Source organism: Roseicyclus marinus, from assembly GCF_036322625.1.
Lineage (GTDB): Bacteria > Pseudomonadota > Alphaproteobacteria > Rhodobacterales > Rhodobacteraceae > Roseicyclus > Roseicyclus marinus_A.
Window position 1 is genome coordinate 2,391,801 of record NZ_AP027266.1, and the last position, 18,109, is coordinate 2,409,909.

Annotated in this window: 18 protein-coding genes; 9 read left to right on the forward strand and 9 right to left on the reverse strand. The window is 67.1% G+C overall.

Annotated features, from left to right (window positions below):
- Positions 1–88: 88 nt before the first annotated feature.
- From AABA51_RS11375 to AABA51_RS11390, 4 genes are read right to left on the reverse strand one after another with little or no spacing between them, the layout of a single operon-like run.
- Entirely contained in the window at positions 89–1,036 is a 948-nt protein-coding gene (locus AABA51_RS11375) for a D-glycerate dehydrogenase (RefSeq protein WP_338276552.1), read from the reverse strand.
- On the reverse strand, positions 1,033–1,374 hold the full coding sequence (locus AABA51_RS11380) for a tRNA-binding protein (protein ID WP_338271981.1): 342 nt from the start codon (positions 1,372–1,374) through the stop codon (positions 1,033–1,035). The genes AABA51_RS11375 and AABA51_RS11380 overlap by 4 nt, the downstream gene beginning before the upstream one ends.
- Positions 1,371–2,183 carry a pyrroline-5-carboxylate reductase gene (gene proC / locus AABA51_RS11385; protein ID WP_338271982.1) on the reverse strand — a complete coding sequence of 271 codons (813 nt, stop codon included), beginning with the start codon at positions 2,181–2,183 and terminating at the stop codon, positions 1,371–1,373. Before proC ends, AABA51_RS11380 begins: the two co-directional genes overlap by 4 nt.
- A 29-nt stretch (positions 2,184–2,212) precedes the next feature.
- Positions 2,213–2,716, reverse strand: coding sequence for a YbjN domain-containing protein (locus AABA51_RS11390; RefSeq protein ID WP_338271983.1), 504 nt, complete (start codon positions 2,714–2,716; stop codon positions 2,213–2,215).
- A gap of 296 nt (positions 2,717–3,012) precedes the next feature.
- Between AABA51_RS11390 and AABA51_RS11395 the strand changes: the two genes are divergently transcribed.
- Positions 3,013–3,543, forward strand: a complete 531-nt coding sequence (locus tag AABA51_RS11395) for an REP-associated tyrosine transposase (protein WP_338271984.1) — start codon at positions 3,013–3,015, stop codon at positions 3,541–3,543.
- A 351-nt stretch (positions 3,544–3,894) separates the two neighbouring features.
- Here the strand turns inward: AABA51_RS11395 and AABA51_RS11400 are convergent, their stop codons facing one another.
- Positions 3,895–4,137 carry an accessory factor UbiK family protein gene (locus AABA51_RS11400; RefSeq protein ID WP_338271985.1) on the reverse strand — a complete coding sequence of 81 codons (243 nt, stop codon included), beginning with the start codon at positions 4,135–4,137 and terminating at the stop codon, positions 3,895–3,897.
- A gap of 123 nt (positions 4,138–4,260) precedes the next feature.
- On the opposite strand from AABA51_RS11400, the gene lgt reads away from it, so the two are divergent.
- From lgt to AABA51_RS11420, 4 genes are all read left to right on the forward strand, one after another.
- A complete protein-coding gene (gene lgt, locus AABA51_RS11405) occupies positions 4,261–5,172 on the forward strand; it encodes a prolipoprotein diacylglyceryl transferase (protein WP_338271986.1) in 912 nt (303 codons plus the stop codon).
- The gene (locus AABA51_RS11410; RefSeq protein WP_338271987.1) at positions 5,169–6,260 is read left to right on the forward strand and encodes a class I SAM-dependent methyltransferase; all 1,092 of its coding nucleotides are present in this window, start codon (positions 5,169–5,171) and stop codon (positions 6,258–6,260) included. Before lgt ends, AABA51_RS11410 begins: the two co-directional genes overlap by 4 nt.
- Positions 6,251–7,018, forward strand: coding sequence for a peptidoglycan editing factor PgeF (gene pgeF / locus AABA51_RS11415; protein WP_338271988.1), 768 nt, complete (start codon positions 6,251–6,253; stop codon positions 7,016–7,018). The genes AABA51_RS11410 and pgeF overlap by 10 nt, the downstream gene beginning before the upstream one ends.
- A 293-nt stretch (positions 7,019–7,311) precedes the next feature.
- Positions 7,312–7,443 carry a hypothetical protein gene (locus AABA51_RS11420; RefSeq protein WP_338271989.1) on the forward strand — a complete coding sequence of 44 codons (132 nt, stop codon included), beginning with the start codon at positions 7,312–7,314 and terminating at the stop codon, positions 7,441–7,443.
- A gap of 90 nt (positions 7,444–7,533) precedes the next feature.
- Here the strand turns inward: AABA51_RS11420 and AABA51_RS11425 are convergent, their stop codons facing one another.
- Together AABA51_RS11425 and AABA51_RS11430 are read right to left on the reverse strand one after the other, a co-directional pair.
- The gene (locus AABA51_RS11425) at positions 7,534–9,198 is read right to left on the reverse strand and encodes a tetratricopeptide repeat-containing sulfotransferase family protein (protein ID WP_338271990.1); all 1,665 of its coding nucleotides are present in this window, start codon (positions 9,196–9,198) and stop codon (positions 7,534–7,536) included.
- The gene (locus tag AABA51_RS11430) at positions 9,195–9,695 is read right to left on the reverse strand and encodes an Lrp/AsnC family transcriptional regulator (RefSeq protein WP_338271992.1); all 501 of its coding nucleotides are present in this window, start codon (positions 9,693–9,695) and stop codon (positions 9,195–9,197) included. Before AABA51_RS11430 ends, AABA51_RS11425 begins: the two co-directional genes overlap by 4 nt.
- A gap of 200 nt (positions 9,696–9,895) precedes the next feature.
- On the opposite strand from AABA51_RS11430, the gene trxB reads away from it, so the two are divergent.
- Positions 9,896–10,867 (forward strand): thioredoxin-disulfide reductase, encoded by a 972-nt coding sequence (trxB, locus tag AABA51_RS11435; protein ID WP_338271994.1) that lies wholly within the window; start codon positions 9,896–9,898, stop codon positions 10,865–10,867.
- A gap of 158 nt (positions 10,868–11,025) precedes the next feature.
- Entirely contained in the window at positions 11,026–13,089 is a 2,064-nt protein-coding gene (locus AABA51_RS11440) for a bifunctional sulfate adenylyltransferase/adenylylsulfate kinase (RefSeq protein ID WP_338271995.1), read from the forward strand.
- Positions 13,090–13,093: 4 nt separating this feature from the next.
- Here the strand turns inward: AABA51_RS11440 and AABA51_RS11445 are convergent, their stop codons facing one another.
- A complete protein-coding gene (locus AABA51_RS11445) occupies positions 13,094–13,474 on the reverse strand; it encodes a winged helix-turn-helix transcriptional regulator (protein ID WP_338271996.1) in 381 nt (126 codons plus the stop codon).
- Between the two features lie 105 nt (positions 13,475–13,579).
- Between AABA51_RS11445 and AABA51_RS11450 the strand changes: the two genes are divergently transcribed.
- Positions 13,580–14,461: an NAD(P)H-binding protein gene (locus AABA51_RS11450; RefSeq protein WP_338271997.1), complete on the forward strand. Its 882-nt coding sequence runs from the start codon at positions 13,580–13,582 to the stop codon at positions 14,459–14,461.
- Positions 14,462–14,556: 95 nt separating this feature from the next.
- Here AABA51_RS11450 and AABA51_RS11455 read toward each other — a convergent pair whose 3' ends face one another.
- Entirely contained in the window at positions 14,557–16,077 is a 1,521-nt protein-coding gene (locus AABA51_RS11455) for an MORN repeat-containing protein (RefSeq protein WP_338271998.1), read from the reverse strand.
- A gap of 238 nt (positions 16,078–16,315) precedes the next feature.
- Here AABA51_RS11455 and AABA51_RS11460 point away from each other — a divergent pair, with 238 nt between their 5' ends.
- Complete coding sequence (locus AABA51_RS11460; protein WP_338271999.1) at positions 16,316–17,974, forward strand: NAD+ synthase; 1,659 nt, start codon at positions 16,316–16,318, stop codon at positions 17,972–17,974.
- Positions 17,975–18,109: the final 135 nt, after the last annotated feature.

Genomic DNA, 18,109 nt, shown 5'->3' on the forward strand with positions numbered 1-18,109 from the left:
TTCGGGCCATGACCTTTGACGCGCCGAGACCTTGCGAGGGGCTCTGCCCCTCGCGCTCCCCGGCATATTTGCAGAAAGATGAAGAGGCTCAGACCGGGTTCGGGAGCGGGCGTCCTTCGGCGAAGGCGATGCAATTGGCCAGCGCCATGCGGCCCATATCCTCGCGCACGTCGAGGGCGGCGGTGCCCAGATGCGGGAGAAGGGTCACGTTTTCCATATCGATCAGGGCTTGCGGAACCTTGGGTTCGAATTCGTAGACATCGAGGCCCGCGCCCGCGATCTGGTTCTGCGCGAGGGCCGCGATCAGGGCTGTCTCGTCCACCACGTCGCCGCGCGAGATGTTCACGAAGAGCGCATGGGGCTGCATCGCGGCGAATTCGGGCGCGCCCATGAGGTGATGGGTCTCGGCCCCGCCGGGGGTGGCGAGGACGACGATGTCGGCCTTTGACAAGGCCTCGGCCATGGGGAGTTGGGTGGCCGGGAAATCGACGGATTTGGGCGAGCGGTTGGCGTAGAGGATCTTGCAGCCGAAGCCGAAATGGCAGCGGCGGGCGATGGCCTGGCCGATGCGGCCCATGCCGATGATGGCGATGGTGCGGCCCGAGACATGCATGCCCAGCATCTGGGTCGGGTGCCAGCCGGTCCATTGGCCCGCGCGCAGCATCCGTTCGCCTTCGCCCGCGCGGCGCGCGGTCATCAGGATCAGGGTGAGCGCGATATCGGCGGTGGCATCCGTCACGGCACCGGGCGTGTTGGTGACGGCAAGGCCCGCTGCGCGGGCAGCGGCGACATCGATATGGTTGTAGCCCACCCCGAAATTGGCCAGCAGTTTCGCGCGCGGTTCAGGCACCTCGGCGAAGGCCGGGGCGCGGAAGGCATCGCCGAGCGTGGGCAGGATCAGGTCATGCTCGCGAAGCGCCGCCACGCATTCGGCATGGTCCATGGGCGTTGTGACGGGGCGGCAGGTGACGGAAAAGCGCGCCTCGGCCTCGGCCATGACGGCATCGGGCAGGCGGCGGGAGACGAGGAGGGTCAGCACATCTTTTCTCCGTTCGGGACGGGTTGGTCGGGGGCGATCAGCACGACCTTGCCATCCGCGTCATGCAGGCCCAGCACCAGCGCCTCGGACAGGAAGGGGCCGATCTGGCGGGGCGGGAAATTCACCACGCCCAGAACCTGCCGGCCGATCAGGGCCTCGGGCGTGTAATGGGTGGTGATCTGGGCCGAGCTTTTCTTTGTGCCGATCTCGGGGCCGTAATCGACCCAGAGCTTGATCGCGGGTTTGCGGGCCTCGGGGAAGGGTTCGGCGCGGGTGACGGTGCCGACGCGGATGTCGACGCGGGCGAAATCGTCGAAGGTGATCTGGTCGGTCATCCCTTGAGTTCCCGGCTGCGGTTGGTGGCGGCGGCGACGGTGGCGCGGATGAGGGGGGGGAGGCCGGTTTCGGGATGCATCAGGACGGCGAGGCCTGCTTGCGTCGTGCCATTGGGGGAGGTCACGTTGATGCGGAGCTGTTCGGGGGTTTCGGCCGCGGCCTCGGCGAGGGCGCCCGCGCCTGCGACGGTGGCCTTGGCCAGTTGCATGGCGAGCGCTTCGGGGAGCCCTTCGGCCACGCCTGCGGCGGCGAGCGTGTCGATCAGGTGGAAGACGTAAGCGGGGCCCGAGCCGGAAAGGCCCGTGACGGCGTCGATCTGATCCTCGGTCTCGAGCCGGACGACCTGGCCTATGGCCGAGAGAAGGGTTTCCGCGAGGGCGAGATCGGCAGACGTGGCCGCGTCATTGCCGATGATCGCGGTGATGCCCTTGCCGATGGCGGCGGGCGTGTTGGGCATGGAGCGGATGATGCGGGTGGCGGGGCCGAAGGCGGCCTCATAGGCGGCGATGGGGGTTCCGGCGGCGACCGAGAGGACCAGCGTGCCGCCGCCGCCGAAGCGGGCGACCTGCGGCAGGGCGGCCTGCATCATCTGGGGTTTGACGGCGACCATGAGGACGGCCGGGTCGGCGGGGAGATCGGCGTTGATCGCCACACCCGTGGCCCGCAGCCAATCGGAGGGGTTGGGGTCGATCACATGGACGGCGCGCGCGGGCAGGCCGTTGTTCAGCCAGCCCTCGAGCATGGCGGAGCCCATCTTTCCGCAGCCCAGCATGACCAGCCCACGGTTCGAGATATCGGCGAAATCCATCCTGTCCCCCCTTGGTTCGGGGGGTGAGGTTAGGCGCGGCCGTAGGTCTCTGCAATGGCGACCTGCATCGCCTCTTCGGGGGTGCGGTTGCCCCAGCAGGCGAGCTGGAAGGCCGGGTAGTAGCGTTCGGCGGCCATGACGGCGGTTTCCACCATGCAGGCGATCTGGTCGGGGCTGGCCAGCTGTTCGCCCGCAAGCACGAGGCCGTAGCGGTAGACCATCAGTTTCTGCGCGGCCCAGTAGGTGAAGGCCCCGGCCCAGCACCGGTCATTGGTGAGGTTGAGGGTTTCGTAGAGGGCGGGCAGGCTCTCGGCGGGCGGCTCCATCTCGAAGGTGCAGATCATGCGCAGGGTTTCGTCATAGGCCGACCAGGCGAGCGTGACGGAATAGGTGCGCCACTGGCCCTCGATCGCCATGGCGATCTGGTCATCGGCGACGCGGTCGAAATCCCATTCGTGGTGGGAGGCGAGCGTTTCGACGATGTCGATGGGGTGGAGGTCTTCGATGTCCAGATACTGCTCGGAATGCGACATGGCCCAGGCCTCGTGTTCGGCAGCCGTGCGGGCCTTGGGTCCCTGTCCAAGACGCCCGCTATTGGCTGGGTGCCTTTCATATCGGTGGGGGCGTGATGCCCTTCACCTACGAAATATGGTGCGGTTCTTGGGGCGATCTGTAAAGCAGTATTTTCGTGACGGACAGGGAGAGTTCCGCAAGGGGCTGGGGTATCCACAAGATATTGTGGGGTGTGGAGGGATTGCGGCGAGGGTTGTGGGGAGGGTTTCGGGGGAATGGTAACGTGGGGTTAACCGTTCGAGGCGATGCTGGGGCCATGTCCAGCTATCGCCGCCCGCGCATCCCCGGTGCCACGATCTTTTTCACCGTCGCGCTGGAGGCGCGGGGGGCCGATACGCTGGTCCGGGGGGCGGAGGCGTTGCGGGTTGCCGTGCGACGGACGATGGCGGAGCGGCCGTTCCGGATCGAGGCGAGCGTGATCTTGCCCGATCATCTGCACATGATCTGGACCCTGCCCGAGGGTGACAGCGATTTTCCCAACCGGTGGCGGGTGATCAAGGCGCGGTTCACGGCGGCCCTGCCGGGCGAGGGGCGTGCGCGGGCGAGCCATCCGGCGCGGCGGGAGCGGGGTTTGTGGCAAAGGCGCTACTGGGAACACCATGTGCGGTCGGCGGAGGAATTGGCGGCGCTGACGCGGTATTGCTGGCTGAACCCGGTGAAGCATGGGTTCGTGGAGGACCCGTTCGACTGGCGGTGGTCGTCGATCCACCGGGATGGGGTCAGGGGGATGGATCTGTCGGGCGATGGGGAGGGCACGGCGTTGGGTGCTGCGTTGGGTACTGCGTAGGGTGCGCCTTCAGGCGCACCGATGGTGCAGAGAGAACGGTTGGGGTTGGGAGAGAGTGTGACGGGCGTGCAGGCTGTATGACGGTGCGGCGTCTGCGCAGCGGATGTGTCAGTCGTGCGGAGGTGTTCTTGCGGTGTTTGGAGGTGCGAGGGGGTGGCGCGTCGTGTTGGTGCGCCGTGTTGGTGCGCCGTGACAAGCGCACCCTACCGGGAGCTTGCATGTAAACCGTTCGGAGGTGTTTTCGGGGTGTTGGTGCGCCTGAAGGCGCACCCTACGCAGGGAAAGGTGACGCCAACATATTGGCGCGCGGTGAAAGGCGCAGCCTACCGACGGGACGTGACGCCGGCGGCCTCAGCCCTTTGCTTCGAGCGCGGCCAGGCGGGCCTTGAGGGCTTCGTTCTCTTCGCGGGCTTTCTGGGCCATGGCGCGGACCGCTTCGAATTCGTCGCGGGTGACGAAATCGCGGTCGGCGAGCCAGCGGTCCATCAGCGATTTCATCGCCGTCTCGGCCTCTTCGCGGGCGCCCTGCGCCACGCCCATGGCGTTGGTCATCAGCTGGCTGATGTCTTCCATGATCTTGTTGCGGGTCTGCATGGGCCGGGCTCCTTCAACGTCAGGAGGGATATGGCCCCATGACGGCGCGGGATCAAGGTTGACTTCGCCGCAGGCCGCGACCACCCATGGCCGCGACCCGATCCCCGGAGCCCCTGCCGCCCCATGCCCCTTGCGATTCCCTTTCCCGACCTGTCGCCCGAGCTGTTCAGCATCGCCATCGGCGAGTTCCAGTTCGCGCTGCGCTGGTATGCGCTGGCCTATATCGTGGGCTTGGTCGCGGGATGGTGGCTGATCGTGCAGGCGGTCAAACGCCCGGCCCTTTGGCCCAATGACGCCGCGCCGATGCGTCCCGACCAGGTCGAGGCGCTGCTGACGGCGGTGGTTCTGGGCGTGATCCTGGGCGGGCGGATCGGGTTCGTCCTGTTCTACCAACCGGGATATTACCTGCAGAATCCCGGCCAGATCCTGATGCTGTGGCAGGGCGGCATGTCGTTTCACGGCGGGCTGATCGGGGTGGCGGTGGCGGGTTATGTCTTTTGCAAGATGAACAAGGTGCCCCCCCTGCAACTGGCCGATGCGATGTCGATGGTGGTGGCCATCGGCCTGGGCCTTGGGCGGCTTGCCAATTTCATCAATGCGGAATTGTGGGGGCGGCCCACGGATCTGCCCTGGGGCGTGATCTTTCCCGGCGAGGCCGCGCAGGCTTGTGCGGGGCCCGTCGGCATCGTGATGACGGAGCTGGGCGAGATGTGCGCGCGCCACCCCTCGCAGCTTTACCAGGCCACGCTCGAAGGGCTGGTGATGGGCGCGGTCCTGTTGTGGCTTGCGCGGTCGCGCGGTTGGCTGAAACGGCCGGGTGCCGTGACCGGGATGTTCTTTGCGCTTTACGGGATTGCGCGGTTCGCGGTGGAATTCGTGCGCCAGCCCGATGCGCAATTCGTGGGGCCGGACAATCCGGTTGGTTTTGCGCTGGCGCTGTCGCCCGATCTGGGCGTGACGATGGGGCAGATCCTGTCCCTGCCGATGATCGCGGCGGGGCTGTGGCTGGTCGCGCGCGCGCGGCGGGCGGCATGAGCGCGCTCAAGGATCGGTTGATCGCGCGGATCGCGCGGATGGGGCCGATGACGCTCGCCGATTACATGAGCGAATGCCTGCTTCATCCCGAGCATGGCTATTACGCGACGCGCGATCCCCTGGGCCAGGCGGGGGATTTCACCACCGCGCCCGAGATCAGCCAGATGTTCGGGGAGTTGATCGGGCTGTGGCTGGCGCAGGTCTGGATGGATCAGGGCGCGCCCGACCCTTTCGTGCTGGCCGAGCTGGGGCCGGGGCGCGGCACGTTGATGGCCGATGCGCTGAGGGCGACGCGCGCGGTGCCGGGGTTTCATGCAGCGCTGCGCCTGCATCTGGTCGAAGCCTCGCCCGTGTTGCGGGCGGCGCAGGGGGCGGCGCTGTCGGGCTTTGCGCCCGTCTTTCACGACAGTATCGCCGATCTGCCGGAGGGGCCGATCTGGCTGGTGGCGAACGAATTTTTCGATGCGCTGCCGATCCGGCAATTCCTGAAGGGCAAGGGTGAGGAGTGGCACGAGCGGATGGTGGGGGCCGAGGGTGAGCGGCTGATCCTTGGCCTTGGGCCTGCCACGCCGGTCGGTGCGCTGGCGCATCGGCGGGAGGTGACGGAGGGCCAGATCGTGGAGACCTGCGCCCCCGCCGAGGCCATCGCGGGCGAGATCGGGCGGCGGATCGCCACCCATGGCGGTGCGGCGCTGATCGTGGATTACGGCGATGCCGAAAGCATCGGGGATACGTTCCAGGCGCTGCGCGCCCATCACCCCGTCGATCCGCTGGAGGCCCCGGGGCTGGCCGATCTGACGGCGCATGTGGCCTTTGGCCCGATCGCACGGGCCGCAAGCCCTGCCCGGGCCAGCGCGCTGGTGCCGCAGGGCGTGTTCCTGGAGCGGTTGGGGATCACGGCGCGGGCGCAGGCGCTTGCGCGCGGGCTGACGGGTGCGGCGCTGGAGGCGCATGTCGCCGCACACAGGCGGTTGACGCACCCGTCCGAGATGGGACACCTTTTCCGCACGCTTGCCCTGACGCCCGTGGGCAGCCCGCTGCCCCCTGCCCTGGACCCTGTCCCTGATCTTGGCCCGACATGCCCCTGACCGCGACCCTCGACATCCTGACCTCGCCGCTGCTGGAGGGCGTGCAGCATGGGTTCTTCACCCGGCGCGGCGGCGCGTCTTCGGGGATTTTCGAAGGGTTGAATTGCGGGGGCGGGTCGTCGGACCAATCCGAGATCGTGGCGATGAACCGCGACCGGGTGGCCGATGCGATGGGGGTGGCCCCCGACAAGCTGGTGACGGTGCACCAGATTCATTCCGCCGTGGCCGTGCATCTGGAGACCCCGCCCGGCGACAAGCCGCGCGCCGATGCGGTCGTGACGGCGACACCGGGGCTCGCCATCGCGGTTCTGACCGCCGATTGCCAGCCGGTGCTGTTCGCCGACCGCGAGGCGGGCGTGATCGGGGCGGCCCATGCCGGGTGGCGCGGCGCGCTTGACGGGGTGCTGGAGGCGACGGTCGAGGCGATGGAACGGCTCGGCGCCCGACGCGGCAAGATCCACGCCGTGATCGGACCCGCGATCAGCCAGCGCGCCTACGAGGTGGGTCAGGAATTCTTTGAGCGCTTCGTGGACGAGGACCGGGCGAACGGGCGGTTTTTCGTCAACGGGGCGGATGGGAAATACCTGTTCGATCTGCCGGGCTACGGGTTGATGCGGCTGAGGGCGCTGGATCTGGGCGGGGCGGAATGGACGCGCCATTGCACTTATGGCGACCCGGACAGGTTTTATTCCTACCGCCGCGCGACGCATCGGGGCGAGGCGGATTACGGGCGGTTGATCTCGGCGATTCGTCTCTAGGCGGGACAAATCGGGCGATCTTGCCGCTTTCGGGTTTGGTGCCTTGGCCAATTTGGCAGGATCGGGGCGGCAGGTGCCGCAGCTTTGCCCAAGTGCGGCGGGGGCGGCCCCGCGAATTTTCGGAAAATGCAGGAAAACAACCGCATTTGCGCAGGGGTTCCTGCCCAGAAAAGGCCCCGAAGATTTACCGGTCCTTGAGGGTTTTGCCGCAACCCTGCCGGAAAGCCGGGGCAAATTCTGTCTCAAGCCCGAGGAACGGGCAGAGACACACACCGGCAAAAAGGATGAGGCAGATGAAAACGCGGCGTTGGATGAAGGCGGTTCTGGTGGAAGCCCAGAAGGAGCAGATCGAGATGCCCTGGTCGCGCGCGAAGCGGGCCGAGCGGCGGGCCGAGAAACCGGCCCAGCTGGAGGCCGCCGAATAAGGCGGACCCGATCCCGCGCGGACCCAAGGCGCGGATGCTTGCAAGAGGGCGGCCAGAACGGCCGCCCTTTTTCCGTTTCTGTGTATGCCGTTACCCGAAATCGTAGCGCGTGGCGTCAAGCGCCGCGATGAGCGGCTGAAGCGGCCCCTCGAACCGTTTCCACGCGCCCACCGAGCCACGGTTGATGGGCTGGCGGACCTGGACGGAGCTGAGCGTATGGACCTGCCGCTCGGTGCGTTCGGGGGTCAGGCAGGCCGGATCGAAGGACAGGTCGCAGAAGTCGAGAAGCGCGCGGACATGCGGTTCGGGATCGGCGGTCAGCGCCTCGTAATCGACGACATGGATCGCCTGCGGAATGCGTTTGCGCCAGGCGGTGACGGCGGCGTCGAAGAGCCGGATCTGGCGGGCGATATCCCCCAGATCGTTGGAATAGCGATGGGTGCCGTCGCGAAAGAGGTTTTTGTAGATCGACAGGCCCACGTCGCGCCGGTCGCGTTCGAGGATGACGAAGCGGGCGTCGGGCAACGTGTCGAGCGCATAGCCCATGGTCGCATAGGTCGAGATGGATTTGTCGGTGGTGCGCCGGCCCTGCGCCTCGGCCCCCAGTTTTTCGGCCATGCCCGCGACATAGGCCTGTCCGATGGCCGACGCGTCATACTCCGTGCCCTTGGCGAACCAGCCCTGCACGGCGGGGTGGAGGATCGGTGTCATCACCCCCGCCTCGCCCCCTGCGGCGATGTCGGGATGGGCGGCGAGGATGGTTTCCACCAGCGTCGTGCCCGAGCGCGGCAGGCCCGTGACGAAGATGGGCGCGGCCCCGGAATGGCCGCGGGCGCGCGGTGTCCATGCGGCGATGGCATCGCGGAGGAAGTCGTGATCTTCCTGAAAATTCCACGGGAATTTGCGGCGCGTCATGGCATTGGCGCGGTCGAGATGGGCAAAGACCTCGGCGTCGCGTTTCTGGTCTTCGAGCGCCTTGGCGAGCGCGTAGGACATGTATCGCGTGGCCTCTGGATCGGCTGCAGCCTCGGGCAGGCGCTGTTCGAGCGTGGCGACATGGGGCGCGCCGGGGGGCTGTTTGCGCGCGCGCATCAGCGCCAGCCAGGCATGCGGGTTGTAGGGGCGCGCGTCGAGAACGGCGAGAAGATCGGTTTCCGCCGCGTCGATGCGGCCCGAGGTTTCCAGAAGCGAGGCGCGGGTGAGGAGCAGGCGGGGATCGGCGGGCGCCTTGGCCAGACCCTCGGCAAGCACCTTGAGCGCGGCCTCCGTCTCCTTGCGGTCGAACAGGGCGCGGGCCCATGTTTCATGGAGGGGGATTGGATCGCCGCCCGCCTCGAGCGCCTTGCGGAAAAGCCTGTCGGCCTTGCGCCGGTCGCCGGATGTGAGCTCGGCCAGCGCCTTGCGCAGCGCGGTTGCGGATTTGTCGGAGGGGATGAGGCCAAGGCGCTGCGCCTCGGCCACGGCCTTGGCTTTTTCGGTGCCGTCGAGCACGTCGATCAGGGCCGTCCAGATCTCGGGCTGGCGCGGTTTGAGGTCGAGCGCGCGGCGGAACCATGTCGCCGCCTCGGCGCGGCGGCCGGTGCGGGCGGCGATATGGCCAAGCTGGAAACAGGGTTCGGCCAAGGGGCGCGCGCGCAGGATGGCGGCGTAGATCTGGGCGGCCTGTTGCAACTGACCGGCGTTCTGGAGGCGCAGGGCCTGTTGGTAGGCGGCCGGGATCTGCTGGGGCGCGACCGTGATCGGCGCTGCATTCATGCGGTTTGGCCCAGCCGATCTTCCATCACGTCGAAGGGCACGCCGGGGGCATCCTTGGCCCCCCGGATCACCAGCGCGGTGCGCACGCTGGCCACGTTGGGCGCGGCGGTGAGCTGGCCGGTCAGGAAGCTTTGAAAGGTCGAAAGGTCGGGGGCGACGCATTTCAGGATGAAATCGATCTCGCCGTTGAGCATGTGGCATTCGCGCACGAGCGGCCAGTCGCGGCAGCGATTCTCGAAGGCGATCAGATCGGCCTCGGCCTGTGAATGCAGGCCCACCATGGCGAAAACCTGCACCTCGAAGCCCAGCATGCGGGGATCGACATCGGCATGGTAGCCACGGATGAACCCCGCCTCTTCGAGCGTGCGGACACGGCGCAGGCAGGGCGGCGCGGAAATGCCGACGCGCTTGGCCAGTTCCACGTTGGTCATGCGCCCGTCATCTTGCAACTCGGACAGGATCTTGCGGTCGATCGGGTCGAGCTTGGTCTGTGGCATCTGGTCCGGTCCCCTCGCGCGATTTCCGATTCTGACCATGAGCGGCCCGGATCGCGCAACTTTATTTCACACCCGCGCAACAAATGGAGCATATCGGCCCGGCGTGCAACCCTCTGACGCAGGGCTTTCGCCCGGCGCGTTGCGGAAATATATGCAGGGAGGGGCAAGTGCCAGACCCCGATCCAAAGCAGGAGACGCCGATGAGTGATGCAACCCGCCATACCCGCCTGTTGATCATCGGTTCGGGCCCTGCGGGCTATACCGCCGGTGTCTATGCCAGCCGCGCGATGCTGAACCCGATCCTTGTCCAAGGCATCCAGCCCGGCGGGCAGCTGACGATCACCACCGATGTCGAGAATTGGCCGGGGGATGCGAGCGTCATGGGCCCCGACCTGATGGTGCGGATGGAAGCCCATGCCAAGGAGATGGGGACGGAGATCATTTCCGACCATATCCAGTCGCTGGACCTGTCCAAGCGCCCCTTCGTGGCGGAGGGCGACAGCGGCACGACCTATACGGCGGATGCGGTCATCCTGGCCACCGGCGCGCAGGCCAAGTGGCTGGGCCTGCCGTCGGAGGAGCATTTCAAGGGGTTTGGCGTATCGGCCTGTGCCACCTGTGACGGGTTTTTCTATCGCGGTCAGGAGATCGTCGTGGTGGGCGGCGGCAACACGGCGGTGGAAGAGGCGCTGTTTTTGACCAATTTCGCCTCCAAGGTGACGCTGATCCATCGCCGCGACAGCCTGCGCGCGGAAAAGATCATGCAAGACCGCCTGTTCAAGAACCCCAAGGTCGCGGTCTTGTGGAACCACGAGATCGACGAGGTGATCGGCGGCGACAATCCGCGCGGCGTCGAAGGCGTGCGCGCGCGCCATGTCGAGACGGGCGAGATCACCGAAGTGCCTTGCAAGGGGTTCTTTGTCGCCATCGGCCATGCGCCCGCGAATGACCTGGTGAAGGACCAGCTGGAGCTGCACAACGGCGGCTATGTGAAGGTGGAGCCGGGCACGACGCGCACGAGCATTCCGGGCGTTTTCGCGGCGGGGGATCTGACCGATCACGTCTATCGCCAGGCGGTGACCAGCGCGGGCATGGGCTGCATGGCGGCGCTGGATGCGGAGAAATGGCTGGCCGAGCACGAAGCGGAGGCGACGGCTGCGGCGGCGGAATAAGCCCCGAAAGACCCGAGATTTGATGGAAAAGCCCCTGCGCCGCTGGCGCGGGGGCTTTTTGTTGCAGGATCGGCGATAGTTCGTTCAAGATTGAACAAACCCCTTTCGCAAGGCGCGGCAGAGGTATATGTTCAGAAATGAACAAACCAGATGCGCCCATGACCACCCCCGCCCCCAACCTGCCCGAGGAAGACCTGCTGTTCCGGCTGCTGCGCCAGCTGGACATCGCCCCCGAGGCGTCACAGCGGGCGACGGCGGAGGCGTTGGACATCAGTCTTGGCCGGCTCAATGCGCTGTTGCGCGCCGTGACCGAGGCGGGATTGGTGCGTCTGGCCCAGCGTGACAGCGCCGACCGGCGCGCGCGCGTGGCCTATGCCCTGACGGCGCGGGGCGCGGCGGAGAAGGTGCGTCTGACCGACCGCTTTCTGGCCCGCAAGCTTGCCGAGTACGACGCGCTCCATGCCGAACTGACCGGCACGGGGAGCGGTTTTTCCTTTCTCAAGTCCAGGACCCTGATGATGCAGAACCACCTTGCCCCCGTTCCCGAACTCTATGTCTCGGCCGACAGCGCGCAGAAGCTCAAGCGGGAGGCCGCAGACCTCGTGTCCTGGGACCTGACGCCGCGCCAGACCTGCGATCTGGAATTGCTGATGAACGGCGGGTTCAACCCGCTGAAAGGGTTCCTGGGCCAGGAAGATTACGAGAGCGTGGTGGAAACCATGCGGTTGGCCGATGGCACGCTCTGGCCGATGCCGATCACGCTGGATGTGTCGGAGGATTTCGCCGCCAAGGTCGAGCCGGGACAGGATATCGCGCTGCGCGATGCGGAGGGCGTGATCCTTGCCATCCTGTCGATCGGGGACAAGTACATCCCCAACAAGGCGCGCGAGGCGCTGATGGTGTTCGGGGCCGATGACGTGGCGCATCCGGCGGTCAATTACCTGCACCATGTGGCGGGGCCGGTTTACCTGGGCGGGGCGATCACGGGCATCCAGCAGCCCGTGCATTACGATTTCCGCGCGCGGCGCGACACGCCCAACGAATTGCGCGCCTATTTCCGCAAGCTCGGCTGGCGCAAGATCGTGGCGTTCCAGACGCGCAACCCGCTGCACCGGGCGCACCAGGAACTGACCTTCCGCGCGGCCAAGGAAGCGCAGGCGAACCTGTTGATCCACCCGGTCGTGGGCATGACCAAGCCCGGCGACGTGGACCATTTCACCCGCGTGCGCTGCTACGAGGCGGTCTTGGACAAGTATCCTGCCGCGACGACGCATATGAGCCTGCTCAATCTCGCCATGCGGATGGCCGGCCCGCGCGAGGCGGTCTGGCACGGGCTGATCCGCAAGAACCACGGCTGCACCCATTTCATCGTGGGCCGCGACCATGCGGGCCCCGGCAAGAACAGTCAGGGCGTGGATTTCTACGGCCCCTATGATGCCCAGGAGCTGTTCAAGGCGCATGAGGCCGAGATCGGCATCGAGATGGTCGATTTCAAACACATGGTCTATGTGCAGGAAAAGGCGCAATATTATCCCGCGAACGAGGTGCCCGAGGGCGACACGATCCTTGATATTTCCGGCACCGAATTGCGGCGGCGGCTGCGCGAAGGGCTGGAGATCCCGGAATGGTTCTCTTTCCCCGAAGTGGTCAAGGAATTGCGCCGCACCTCTCCGCCGCGGAGCCAGCAGGGGTTCACCGTGTTCTTCACCGGCCTGTCGGGGTCGGGCAAGTCGACCATCGCCAATGCGATCATGGTCAAGCTGATGGAACAGGGCGGGCGGCCGGTGACGCTTCTGGATGGTGACGTGGTGCGCAAGCATCTGTCGAGCGAGCTGGGGTTCAGCAAGGAGCACCGCGACATCAACATCCGCCGGATCGGTTACGTGGCCTCCGAGATCACCAAGAACGGCGGGATCGCGATCTGCGCGCCCATCGCGCCCTATACGGCCACGCGCCGCGCGGTGCGCGAGATGATCGAGAGCTTCGGCGCTTTCATCGAGGTGCATGTTGCGACCTCTCTCGAGGAATGCGAGCGGCGCGACCGCAAGGGGCTGTACAAGCTGGCGCGTGAGGGCAAGATCAAGGAATTCACCGGGATTTCCGACCCTTACGAGGCACCGACCGCCGCCGAACTGGTGGTGGATACGGAAGGCATGGACGTGGATTACTGCGCCCAGCAGGTGCTGCTGAAGCTCGAGAGCATGGGGCTGATCGCGGCCTGAGCCGTCATCCTGCCCGCCTGCGGTCCGCAAGGATCGCAGGCGTCTGGGTGATGGCCCACTCCATCAAGGGCCCAAGCGCGTCGATCAGCGACAGGCCGCGCGGCGTCAGGCCATAGGTCACGGCAGGCGGGGTCGTCGCCTCGACCGAGCGCCAGATCAGCCCGTCAGCCTCCAGCGTCTTGAGGGTGGTCGAGAGCATCCGGCGCGAGATGTCGGGCACGGCACGGCCCAGCGCGTTGAAGCGCTGCGGCGCGTCCTTGAGCGTCAGAAGCAAGAGCAGCGACCAGCGATCCCCGATCCGGTCCAGGACCTGCCGCACCGGGCAGGCGTCAAGATCGCCCGCCCAATCGGCAAGGCGCGTCATGGTCGTGTCAGCCGTCGTCATGCGCGGTTCCCCCCATGTTACCTTGGGCCGTGAACATGCCCTCTGGCGAGGGTTCGGCGCAGTCTCTAACTGAGACCAGCAACGGAAACAAGACTGGAGACTGCCATGACGGATCATCGCCATTCCCCCATCCTCGTCACCGGCGCGGGCGGCGCGCTGGGGCGGCTTGTGCTGGCCGAGCTGATCGCGCGGGGGGCCACGGAGCTGCGCGCGGGCAGCCGCAGGCCCGAGGCGCTGGAGATCACCGGGGCCACGCCCCTGCGCGTCGATTTCGACGATGCCGCAAGCCTCGAGGCCGCCTTTGCCGGGATCGAGCGGCTCTTGATCATCTCGACCGATGCGATCGATGCGGCGGGCACGCGGGCGCGCCAGCACCGCGCGGCGGTCGAAGCCGCCCGGCGCGCCGGGGTGGGGCATGTGGTCTATACCTCGATGCCTGCACCCACAGCCGATCATCCGATCTTTTTCGCCGCCGATCACCTGGCGACGGAGGAGGCGATCAAGGCCAGCGGGATGGGCTACACGATCTTGCGCAACAACTGGTATTTCGAGAACCTGGCCCTGAGCGTGCCGGGCGCGCTGGCCCATGGCGCGCAGCTGACCGCCGCGGGCGCAGGCCGCATCGCGCATGGCGCACGCGCGGATTTCGCCGCCGCCGCGGCAGGCGCGCTCCTGGGCGAGACACAGAGCGCGACCTATGACCTGTCGGGCCCCGAGGCGCAGAGCGTCGAGGACCAGATCGCCGCGATCAATGCGGCGCTTGGCAGTGCCATCGCGGTCGTGCCGATGGCGGATGCGGCCCTGGAGGCCACGCTGAGGGATGCGGAGGTTCCCGGGCCGCTTGCGGCGCTTTTGGTGGGGGCGGACCGCGCCGCGCGCGAGGGGCGGATGGACAAGGTCACCGACCATGTCGAGCGGCTGTCGGGACGCAAGCCACAAAGCCTGGCCCAGTGGTTGGGGGAAAACGCCCAGCGCCTGCGCGGGTGAGATGCCGAGGGACCGGGGCGCTGCCCCGGACCCCGGAGTTTTTGGGCCAAGATGAAGGGGGCGTGGGGCCGGAAAAGGCCCTGACGCTTCGGGCCTTACTGGGCGGGGGCGGCGGGGGCGGTCGTCGCCTCGGTCGTGTCGGGATCGGCGGCGGGGGTCGGGCCGTCGACCGCGGCCCCTTCGGTCGGCAGGCCGTTTTCCCAGGTGCCGCGCAGGACCTCACCGCTGGCGTAGCGCATCGTGCCTTCGCCTTCGCGGCGGCCATCGACGAAGCGGCCCTCGTAGACATCGCCATTGGCATAGGTGGCGATGCCGAAGCCGTTGATGTCGCCATCCGCCCATTCGCCGATATAGGAGAAGGCATTGGGTTCGGGCATGGTGAGCCGCCCCTGCCCTGACCGTTCGCCCGCGACGAAGGTGCCGTCATAGACGGAGCCGTCGGTATAGGTGGCGCGGCCCTGGCCATGGCGGAGACCGTTTTCCCATTGCCCTTCGTAGCGGTAGCCGTCGGGATGGGTCATCACGCCCTGCCCGTGCTGGCGGGCGTTGAGGAACTGGCCGACATAGGTGAGGCCGTTGGCATAGGTGGCGGTGCCCTGGCCTTGGATCACGCCTTCGACCCAGTCGCCGGTATAGCCCGCGCCATCGGGATAGGTGATCGTGCCGGTGCCATGGGGCAGGTCATTGGCGAAACCGCCCTCGTAGATCGAGCCATCGGGATAGGTGACGCGGCCCTGGCCCGAGATGCGCCCCTCGACCCATTCGCCGACATAGACGAAACCGTCAGTGGCGGTGAAGATGCCGCTGCCGTGGCGCTGGTCGTCGCGAAACTCGCCCTCATAGACATCGCCATTGGCATAGCGCACCGTGCCCGTGCCCTGGCGCTGGCCGCCCGCCAGCGTGCCCTCGTAGACATCGCCATTGGGCTGGGTCAGCGTGCCGGTGCCGGTGATCTGGCCATCGGCCCAATCGCCTTCGTAGATGACGCCATCGGGCATGACGAGCCGGCCCGTGCCCGCGCGCTGGCCCGCGACGAAGCCGCCCGTATAGGTCGCGCCATCGGGATAGGTGATGGTGCCCTGGCCCTGTTTCTGACCCTCTTCCCACTGGCCTTCGTAGCGGTAGCCGCCGGGGCCGGTCATGACGCCCTGTCCGTGGTGGAGCGCGTTCACGAAATCGCCAGTATAGCTGATCCCGTTGGAATAGAGGGCAGTGCCCGTGCCGTGGATGCGCCCCTCGGCCCAGTCGCCTTCGTAGGTGGAGCCATCCGCGAAGGTGATGCGGCCCTGTCCCTCGGGGCGGCCCGCGACGAAGGCGCCTTCGTAGATCGAGCCGTCGGGGAAGGTGGCGCGGCCCTGGCCGCGGATCTCGCCATCGACCCATTCGCCGGAATATTCATAGCCGTTGGGCAGGCGATAGGTGCCCTGGCCATGCTGGACGCCGTTGCGGAACTGGCCTTCGTAGATCCCGCCATTGTCGTATTGCTGGATGTCGGTGACGAGCGGAAGGGCGCCTGCCGCGGGATCGGCGGGCAGCGCCTGGGGCTCTGCCTGTTGGGCGGGAACAGGCGTGACGGAGAGGAGGCCCGCGCAGAGGAAGGTGGCGGAAAGGAGCATGGCGGGGCGTGCCATGGCTTGGGTCTTGCTGAACACGGCTGTCGCCTCCCTGTTGCCCGAGGCCATTGGGTCTGGTTGGCGCGCAGGCTAGGGGGTCGGGCGCGTCTCCGCAACGGCTTTGCGGGGGCTTTGCTGGGGCCGTCGCGTGGGCCTTGCGGGGAGAAGGGCGGGCCTGCCCCTTGGCCTCGGGGCGCTTTCTGTTACATCTGCCGCGACACTGAGCGCGAAGGGGGCCGACATGGCCGAGAGGTTCCGGCTGAGCCTTGCACAATTGAACCCGAGTGTGGGCGATCTGCGGGGCAATGCCGCGCTGGCGCGCGCCGCATGGGCACAGGCGCGGGAGGCCGGGGCCGACATGGTGGCCTTTCCCGAGATGTTTTTGACCGGCTACCAGTTGCAGGACCTGGTGGGCAAACCGGCCTTTGCCGCCGATGCGAGCCGGGTTCTGGCCGATCTGGCGCGCGACTGTGCCGAGGGGCCCGCCATCGGGATCGGCGCGCCGCTGCCCGGCGGCGACAAGCCCTTCAACGCCTATTTCGTCTTGCAGGGCGGCAAGATCACGGCGCAGGTGCTGAAGCACCATCTGCCCAATTACACGGTCTTTGACGAGAAGCGCTATTACCATGCGGGCGACCCGTCGGGGCCGGTCCGGGTGGGGCCCGTGCGGATCGGCATTCCGATCTGCGAGGATGCGTGGTTCGAGGATGTGACCGAGACGCTGGCCGAGACGGGGGCGGAGATCCTGCTGGTGCCCAACGGCTCGCCCTATCACCGGGGCAAGATGGACACGCGGCAGGCGATCATGGTCGCGCGCGTGATCGAGACGGGGCTGCCCTTGGCTTACGTGAACCTCGTGGGCGGGCAGGATGACCAGGTGTTCGACGGGGCGAGTTTCGTTCTGAACCCGCATGGGGTGCTGGCCTGCCAGATGCCCGCCTTTGACGACGGGCTGTTCCATGTCGATTTCGAGCGCGGCCCCGAGGGATGGCAGGCCGTGCCGGGCGACAAGGCCACGCTGCCGGGACCCTGGGAGGCCGATTATCGCGTCATGGTGACGGGTTTGCGCGATTATTGCGCCAAGACGGGATTTTCCCGCGTGCTTCTGGGCCTGTCGGGAGGGGTGGATTCGGCGCTGGTCGCGGCCATCGCGGTGGATGCGCTGGGGGCGGAGAATGTCCGCTGCGTGATGCTGCCCTCGCGCTTCACCTCGCAAGCCTCGCTCGAGGATGCGGAGGCGGTGGCGCGGCTTTTGGGGGTGAAGCTCGATACCGTGCCGATCGGGGCGGCGCATGAGGCGGTGCTGGGAACGCTCGCGCCGATGTTCGAGGGGCGCGCGCCCGATCTGACCGAGGAGAACATCCAGTCGCGCCTGCGCGGCGTGATGCTGATGGCGCTGTCCAACAAGTTCGGCGAGATGCTGTTGACCACCGGCAACAAGTCCGAGGTCGCGGTGGGCTATGCCACGATCTATGGCGACATGGCGGGCGGCTACAATCCGATCAAGGATCTTTACAAGACCCGCGTCTTCGAGACCTGCCGCTGGCGGAATGCCCATCATGCCGGGTGGATGAAGGGACCGGGGGGCATGGTGATCCCGGCGGCCGTGATCGACAAGCCGCCCACCGCCGAATTGCGCGAGAACCAGAAGGACGAGGACAGCCTGCCGCCCTATCCGGTGCTGGACGAGATCCTCGAGATGCTGATCGACAAGGAGGCGTCGGTCGCGGATCTGGTCGCCATGGGCCATGACCGGGACGTGGTGAAGAAGGTCGAACACCTTGTCTACATCAGCGAATACAAGCGCTTCCAGTCGGCGCCGGGGGCAAGGTTGACGGAACGGGCGTTCTGGTTGGACCGGCGCTATCCGATCGCGAACCGGTGGCGCGACGAGGGGTGAAACGGGGCGGTGGCGTAGGGTGGGTGGAACCCGCCGGACGTGCATCGGCGTGAACGGCGGTGGTGGGTTGCACCCACCCTACGGGCGTGATCGGTGTGGGACGCGCGGGGGACGGGGCGGTGACGTAGGGTGGGT

Excerpts from the sequence above, each read along its gene's own strand:
- AABA51_RS11380 (WP_338271981.1), bottom strand. The coding sequence starts at position 1,374 with ATGACCGACCAGATCACCTTCGACGATTTCGCCCGCGTCGACATCCGC.
- proC (WP_338271982.1), bottom strand. The coding sequence starts at position 2,183 with ATGGATTTCGCCGATATCTCGAACCGTGGGCTGGTCATGCTGGGCTGC.
- AABA51_RS11390 (WP_338271983.1), bottom strand. The coding sequence starts at position 2,716 with ATGTCGCATTCCGAGCAGTATCTGGACATCGAAGACCTCCACCCCATC.
- AABA51_RS11395 (WP_338271984.1), top strand. The coding sequence starts at position 3,013 with ATGTCCAGCTATCGCCGCCCGCGCATCCCCGGTGCCACGATCTTTTTC.
- AABA51_RS11400 (WP_338271985.1), bottom strand. The coding sequence starts at position 4,137 with ATGCAGACCCGCAACAAGATCATGGAAGACATCAGCCAGCTGATGACC.
- lgt (WP_338271986.1), top strand. The coding sequence starts at position 4,261 with ATGCCCCTTGCGATTCCCTTTCCCGACCTGTCGCCCGAGCTGTTCAGC.
- AABA51_RS11410 (WP_338271987.1), top strand. The coding sequence starts at position 5,169 with ATGAGCGCGCTCAAGGATCGGTTGATCGCGCGGATCGCGCGGATGGGG.
- pgeF (WP_338271988.1), top strand. The coding sequence starts at position 6,251 with ATGCCCCTGACCGCGACCCTCGACATCCTGACCTCGCCGCTGCTGGAG.
- AABA51_RS11420 (WP_338271989.1), top strand. The coding sequence starts at position 7,312 with ATGAAAACGCGGCGTTGGATGAAGGCGGTTCTGGTGGAAGCCCAGAAG.
- AABA51_RS11425 (WP_338271990.1), bottom strand. The coding sequence starts at position 9,198 with ATGAATGCAGCGCCGATCACGGTCGCGCCCCAGCAGATCCCGGCCGCC.
- AABA51_RS11430 (WP_338271992.1), bottom strand. The coding sequence starts at position 9,695 with ATGCCACAGACCAAGCTCGACCCGATCGACCGCAAGATCCTGTCCGAG.
- trxB (WP_338271994.1), top strand. The coding sequence starts at position 9,896 with ATGAGTGATGCAACCCGCCATACCCGCCTGTTGATCATCGGTTCGGGC.
- AABA51_RS11440 (WP_338271995.1), top strand. The coding sequence starts at position 11,026 with ATGACCACCCCCGCCCCCAACCTGCCCGAGGAAGACCTGCTGTTCCGG.
- AABA51_RS11445 (WP_338271996.1), bottom strand. The coding sequence starts at position 13,474 with ATGACGACGGCTGACACGACCATGACGCGCCTTGCCGATTGGGCGGGC.
- AABA51_RS11450 (WP_338271997.1), top strand. The coding sequence starts at position 13,580 with ATGACGGATCATCGCCATTCCCCCATCCTCGTCACCGGCGCGGGCGGC.
- AABA51_RS11455 (WP_338271998.1), bottom strand. The coding sequence starts at position 16,077 with ATGCTCCTTTCCGCCACCTTCCTCTGCGCGGGCCTCCTCTCCGTCACG.
- AABA51_RS11460 (WP_338271999.1), top strand. The coding sequence starts at position 16,316 with ATGGCCGAGAGGTTCCGGCTGAGCCTTGCACAATTGAACCCGAGTGTG.